At 44.3% G+C, this 5,886-nt stretch carries 4 protein-coding genes and 1 pseudogene; 3 read left to right on the forward strand and 2 right to left on the reverse strand.

The annotated features are described in order from the left end of the window. Positions 1–190 precede the first annotated feature (190 nt). Positions 191–1,756, reverse strand: coding sequence for an ABC transporter permease subunit (locus tag QUA38_RS27010; RefSeq protein WP_333167330.1), 1,566 nt, complete (start codon positions 1,754–1,756; stop codon positions 191–193). 266 nt (positions 1,757–2,022) lie between these two features. On the opposite strand from QUA38_RS27010, the gene QUA38_RS27015 reads away from it, so the two are divergent. From QUA38_RS27015 to QUA38_RS27025, 3 genes are all read left to right on the forward strand, one after another. Beyond that, positions 2,023–2,595 carry a Uma2 family endonuclease gene (locus QUA38_RS27015; RefSeq protein WP_333167332.1) on the forward strand — a complete coding sequence of 191 codons (573 nt, stop codon included), beginning with the start codon at positions 2,023–2,025 and terminating at the stop codon, positions 2,593–2,595. Between the two features lie 339 nt (positions 2,596–2,934). Beyond that, on the forward strand, positions 2,935–3,735 hold the full coding sequence (locus QUA38_RS27020) for a glycosyltransferase family 39 protein (protein WP_333167334.1): 801 nt from the start codon (positions 2,935–2,937) through the stop codon (positions 3,733–3,735). 63 nt (positions 3,736–3,798) lie between these two features. After that, positions 3,799–4,587 (forward strand): hypothetical protein, encoded by a 789-nt coding sequence (locus tag QUA38_RS27025; protein ID WP_333167336.1) that lies wholly within the window; start codon positions 3,799–3,801, stop codon positions 4,585–4,587. A 145-nt stretch (positions 4,588–4,732) separates the two neighbouring features. Here the strand turns inward: QUA38_RS27025 and QUA38_RS27030 are convergent. Beyond that, a pseudogene (locus QUA38_RS27030) lies at positions 4,733–5,796 on the reverse strand (IS630 family transposase). Between the last annotated feature and the right edge of the window lie 90 nt (positions 5,797–5,886).

Consider the following 5,886-nt stretch of genomic DNA (forward strand, 5'->3'; position numbering starts at 1 on the left):
GCTCTAAATTCCGCAACGATAAAAGCAGTACCAGTTACATTTTTCATGGCTAATCTTTCACCCTTACTAAGTAGTTGGTTAGAAATCAACATTAGATGGGGCCGGGGTTTTTACACCCCTAAACTCCCTTGCATCCTAGATTCTTAGCTAAACCCGCCTACAAAATACTATGGTTTTTGCCCTTACCTACTTATTGACTTCTAGCATCTGCTAAAGACTCATTGCTCGCTTCACCATCCGAATGCAGTTCAGCTTGGTGTATCTTATCAGGAATCAGCCCCTCCGGCCGCACGAGCATCATGACAACAAGAGTTAAACCGAATAGGAATAAGCGCATTTGAATCGGGTCTAAACTGGTGGCCAGAAAGTCTCGCAACTGGGGAATTGCAATTCTGGGGAGTACAAAAGTATTCAGAAAACCCTTGAGGACTTGCGCTAATTGTGGCAGATAAAGTCGATCGGCAGACATGATAATGATAGCGCCCAAAATCACCCCGGTCATGTTCCCCAAACCGCCTAAAATCACCATACACAGGATGATTACCGACACCGAGAAATCGAAAACGCTGGGAAAAATTGCGCTGATATAGGCGGCGTAAAATGCGCCTGCAAATCCCGAAAACGTCGCTCCCATCGCAAAAGCCGAAAGTTTGGTTTTGACCAGGTTAATGCCCATCGCACTAGCAGCTAATTCATCTTCGCGCATGGCATTCCACGCCCTGCCCAAGCGGGAATCTCGCAGCCGCGAAATCATGAAGTAAGCGAAGACAACTAGCAGTAAAATTAGGTAGTACCAGGGAAAGTAGTTGCCGGTGCTGAAAGTGCCGATGATGGGGAGAGATGGACGCCCGATCGGGTTTATACCCGCTTCGCCGCCGGTGAGGTTAAAAGGTCGATCGCACCCAACCAGACACAGCACCAACTCAGGTTTACCCAACACGGAAGCAACAATCTTCGAGACTGGTTCGTCGATGCGAATCGCAGTTAAATTCCTAAAAACAACCGGGATAATTTCGCCAAAACCGAGGGTAACGATCGCCAAATAATCGCCCTTGAGCCGCAGTGTCGGAATACCGAGGATTACGCCCGCGATCGCAGCTACACCGGCCGCGATCGGCAACACCACCCAAAAATTCCAAGCAATATTTAACTGCCCAGAAGATAGCAAAGCCGTCGTGTAAGCGCCGATCGCAAAAAACGCTGCATATCCCAAATCCAACAAACCCGCAAAACCCACAGTAATATTCAAACCCAGCGCCAGCATAATAAAGATTTGAATCTGTACTACAGTAGCAATCCAGCCAGTCTGAGCCTGAATGTCGATAAACGGAAACAGAATTAGAATAAAAGCTAATGTCACCAGAGTTGCCAGCCGCGGGCGCTCTCCCTGCAAACCCTGCAAAGCACCCATTAACGTAGCTGTCAAAATTGCGATCGTCAAACTGCAAATCCCGTACAGCAGCGTCGTCGGCAAAGCCACAGCAGATTGACCAGAAAAAGGTCTAATTAAAACCCCTTCTACCACACTCGCAACTAACAGCCAAACTCCCAATCCCACTCCCGCTAAACTGCCGATAGTCGCACCCATTTTCGGGCTGTAAACCTTCTGATTCTGACAGCTAATAAAGCCCGCAGCCGTACCCATCAGCCAGCCGATCACGGTGCCGCTCCAACCGCCGAATAACAAAACAGTCAAAGAGGCGATCGCCCCTAAAATACCGCTGGATTTTATTGCATTAATTATTTTTTTTGACATAGGAAGAAGTTATTAGTCATTAGTTATTAGTCAGCAGTCAGTAGTTAGATGAAACAATGCTAGGAATCGCAGTTTTATAGATGCGAGTGACGCCGGCACTGCCAACTTCTGTCTCAATCAATGGGCTCGACCGCTGGTTCGGGAAACTGCTGAGCGGGCTAGCTACAGTTTAGAGTCTTTTGAGTTCGATTATTGCACCAAAAGTGACGAAACTTCAAATATAGTGGAACAGTTACCGCAACACGCTTCAAATAGGCGATCGCTATATGGTACAAGCACCTCAAAAAACTATCACCCTCGACGAGTTTTTGCAACTCCCAGAAACCACACCCGCTAGCGAATACATCAAAGGTGCGATCTTACAAAAACCTATTCCGCAAGGAAAACACAGTACAATTCAGGGAGAACTCATCACGAGGGTTAATGCAGCGGGCAAACCTCAGCGGATTGCTTGGGCATTTCCAGAACTTCGCTGCACCTTTGGCGGACGTTCTATTGTCCCCGATGTCGCGATTTTTGTTTGGAATCGCATTCCCCTAGACGCTGACGGCGAAATTGCCAATACATTTAATGCTCACCCAGATTGGACAATAGAAATATTGTCCCCAGCTCAAAGCCAAACCAAAGTCACAAACAATATTTTGCACTGTTTGAATGCCGGTTGTCAGATGGGTTGGTTGTTCGATCCCGATGAAAAAAACATTTTAGCCTATCCCGCAAGGCAGCAGCCTATTTCTTTGCAAGAACCAACGGATATACTTCCGATGCCCAATTTTATGCCGGAAATGCAGTTGACTTTAGGCGAAGTTTTTGGATTGCTCAAACCAGGGAATATTTAAAACGTAAAACTAAAACGTAAAACGCCATCGCTTGGGGAGAATCTTTCCGATACATGAGAAAAATGTTGACTATTCCTATTTTTTTTTGCACTTATAAATAGGATTTTTTAAGCACAACTTGATATCACACAATTAAAACAAGAATAACGCCGGAGAGAACCAGCAAAGAGGGGGAGCAGGCTGTGAAGGCTCCCCCTCTTTGCTGGTTAACGTACTCCACTTGACCAAGATATATTCCAAGGTGTAAAGTTAGTTAGCTAGCGCTGCCCTTGTCTAGGTTCCACTAGCTTACTGCGTAGCTTTACAGGTCCGATATTTTTTTATATCATCAGATCCCAGATGAAAATTCCCATTTATAGAAACACCACTTATCTCCTGATATCAATGCTTGTAGTTGCAGCTATGTGGCGATTGAATCATATCAATCAGCCATTTATTGATGCCTTTAGTTGGCGTCAGTCAAGCACAGCCATGATGGCCGAAAATTTCTATCGCAGAAATGGGAATATCTTCTACCCGGAAATTAGCTGGGATGGGCCAGGGCCTAGCTATAATGGACGCGAATTTCAAACAGTTACTTATATTACAGCCTTTCTCTATACTTTATTGGGACAGCATGATTGGGTGGGACGCAGCGTCGTTGTCCTGTTTAGCTTGTGGGGAATATTTGCCTTCTATCAGTTAGTTTCTCGTATTTGGGATCGGGATCGCGCTCTTATGAGTGCTGCAATTATCGCAATTTTACCAGGAAATATATGTCTGGATCGGTCTTTCCTTCCAGACCCGGCAATGGTTGCATTAGTTGTCACAAGTTTCTGGATGCTGATTGCTTACCTACAAACTGACCGCTGGCACTATTTATTACTTGCCACCCTCTTTGCAATTTTGGGCTTTTTAACCAAACTACCAGGTTTAATGATTGGCATTCCGATGCTCTATACAATATTTGTTGTCCTGCGTCATCGAGGATTACTGCGCCCGAAAAAGCTGATAGTAATTGGAGTAGCTGGCATTTGCATCCTCCTGCCTGTAGCTGCCTATTATTTGTGGGCGAGGCATATTGCTTTCACCTATCCGCCTTACCACTTTGCTGGCAGCGGGAACTGGATCTGGGATCCTCCTTCACGTGAATGGTGGTAACAAAAATATTTCCTACCTCAACTATATAATTATATTTATAAGCGGCTTTGGACATATCCCATTATGCTCCTTGTTGCTATTGGTTTATTCCTTCCTCCTCATTATAAACTTCCTACCCAGGAATCAGAAGAGCAGTCAAGTAATGTAGCTGTACCAGTACCAGGGATGTTTCATTGTTGGATACTTGCTTTTGCCATTTATTACTTGATTGGCGCTCAACAGCTCGTCACAAATCCTTCTAACTTAAATATTATCAACCCAGCCGCCGCAGCTCTAGCAGGAAATGGTTTGATAGCACTTGCTTCATTCGCCAAGCGAGTTGGAGGTTTATCTTCAGCATTAGCACTCATAACGGCAATGCTACTAATCATTTCTGGAATTGGTTATAGACAGTTAAACATATCGTGCTATTCTCCTTGGGCAAAAGATGGTTACGAACTAGGGATAGCTTTGCAGCAAATAACTCAACCAAGTGACCTTCTTGTTACTATAGCTAATCGTGGAGGTGGCGATCCCGTCGCTATCTATTATAGTCGCCGACGTGGCTGGGTTTTTCCTCCTGCTATTTATTGGGGTTTACCTCCTTCGAGTCCTCAAGAGAGCATGAGAAAGAATAGTATTTATTGGAAATATCCCATAACAGATGATACTTTAATTGCCATCTTGGAAGATTTGATTACCAAGGGAGCAGATTGGATGGGAATTGTTAAATATGAGAATAATCAAATTGCAAAAGATAACCCTAAATTAGTTGCATACATTCAAAAAAAATTGGAACTCTATCAAGAAACACCCAAGTGGGTGATTTATCGAATTCCTCCCAAAATTAAAACAACCAAGCCCTCGAACTAGGTTACTTTGGGATCTTATTTGTCGGGAGTAGATTGTTGAAATGGCATGAGTGAGTGGGTCACTGGACAATCCATATAAGCTGTTGTGCATTTAAACTGTGATACAAGCATTACCACTGATATCATGTCCGGTAAATGACTTACGATTAAACTCCAATTTTAGTCCACCAATAAAAACCAGTTACCCCTTGAATTAAATCTTGCTCTTGAAGCAGAGATTGGCATCGATGAAATAAAACTTCTTCCAAATCGTCAAGGGTTTCAAACGCTCGATTAGCCAGGGGTTCGTCAACCAAAGCCCACAATCTTTCACGGCTGTTGCAATTCGGGTGAATGGGAAGGTAACAGTGTTAAATGTAAACCTTCAGGAATTTTTAAATCATCGCTAATATGCCATCCAGCTCGGTCAACAGCCAGAAGGATATGCTTATTATTACCTAATTTAAATTCACGAGCTCTCATCTGCTAAAACTCGATTAAAGAGCTGGGTATTTACATAGGGGAGAATCCACCAGTAAGTTTCTCCAGTTTGAGGACGTACAAAGGCATACAACCATAACCACTTAAATCGCCAATTGACATTAGCTATTGGCGCTTCCCCTTCAGGAACGTACACTCGTCGCAGAATTGGCTTAAGTCTCAAGCGGTGTTCGTCTTCACACCACAGTTCAATTTCCGCCGAGCGGGTAGCGGCTTTTGAGTTCTGCGACCTGTTTCCCTAGTTTTTTTTCCAGGCTTCTTGCTCGCTTTGTGAGCTTTCTGTGTGACAGGGCCGAGGCACTCGCAACCTAAAAGTCATCTGGCGTAATATTTCCCATCCTCTGTGACGACTAATGTATCGTCCGGTTACAGATGTCAGCCAATCTGCGACTTTCCGACCGTTCCATAACCCCCCATCAGGGGAATTGTCTTGTAAAACCTGCCATAGTTGTGCTTGTTCAATATCTTCAATTAATGGCTTTGAACCTTGATTTTGACTCCGGCGATCGCCGAGTCCTGAAGGTCCCCATTGGTTATACCTTTTAACCAATCCGTAGATCCATGTTCTGCTATAACCTGTGATTTCCTCAACTTCCTCTGTTTTCTTACCTTGTGCCAGTAACCAGATAATCTGATACTGACGGCTTTCTATGGCATTTTTAGCTTGGCGGTAAAATTGCTCTAATTCAGAAATACTTACATGGGGGACTATACTTATCCGCTTTGGCATAGGTTATCTTTAGACTCTTGCTTGTAGGAGCAATTGCCATCGCTGCTGTGTCAGTCCTATTTATCATAACTGATTACCCGGACCTGATAT

Origin of the sequence: Microcoleus sp. Pol12B4, assembly GCF_036701385.1 — a bacterium.
In the GTDB taxonomy this organism is placed as follows: Bacteria; Cyanobacteriota; Cyanobacteriia; order Cyanobacteriales; family Microcoleaceae; genus Microcoleus.